This window comes from Zhengella mangrovi (assembly GCF_002727065.1).
Classification (GTDB): Bacteria; Pseudomonadota; Alphaproteobacteria; order Rhizobiales; family Rhizobiaceae; genus Zhengella; species Zhengella mangrovi.
The window spans coordinates 1-754 of record NZ_PDVP01000063.1; the positions used below are offsets into that span (position 1 = coordinate 1).

Annotated in this window: 1 protein-coding gene; it reads right to left on the reverse strand. The window is 59.7% G+C overall.

Features of this window, described 5'->3' with window-relative positions; translation table 11 throughout:
* Nucleotides 1–39 precede the first annotated feature (39 nt).
* The coding region (locus CSC94_RS23985) for an IS3 family transposase (protein WP_114647887.1) at nucleotides 40–754 on the reverse strand (715 nt) is incomplete at its 5' end.

Here is a 754-nt window from a genome sequence, read left to right on the forward strand (position 1 = left end):
TGAGCTACTCCCCATCTCTTGGACAGGTTCTAGCGTGATTTAAGCTACTCTCTGCTCCTGCTGATCGGTTTGGGTTTCGTCATTTCTCAGCCAATAGACCACGGCCGGTGGTTTGCCGCCAAGGGCGGAGTGTGGGCGTTTTCGATTGTAGAACTCGAACCACCTGCCGACGCCGGCCTTTGCCTCCGAACCATTCTCCCAGGCGTGCAGGTAAACGCATTCGTATTTCAGGCTCCGCCAGAGCCGTTCCACGAAGATGTTGTCGAGGAACCGGCCCTTGCCGTCCATCGAGATGCGCACGCCGGATCGGCGCAACTGGTCGGTCCATGCGAAGGACGTGAACTGCGAACCCTGATCAGTGTTCATGATCTCAGGCGGGCCGAAGCGGTGAATGGCCTCGCTCAGTGCCTCGACGCAGAAGTCGGCCTCCAGCGTGTTCGAGATCCGCCAGGCCAGCACCTTGCGGGTGTGCCAATCCATGATCGCTACCAGATAAAGGAACCCACGCCGCATCGGCAGGTAGGTGATGTCCGCTGCCCAGACCTGGTTCGGTCGTGTCACGTGTAGCCCCCTCAGCAGATAGGGGTAGGTCTTGTGCCCCTTCGCGGCCCTGCTGGTGTTGGGCTTCTGGTAGATCGGCATCAGGCCCATCAGCCGCATCAGGCGACGGATGCGTTTCTCATTCACCAAGTGGCCGTCGTTGCGCAGATGCCAGGTCATTTGCCGGACACCGAAGAACGGCGTTTCCAGGAAC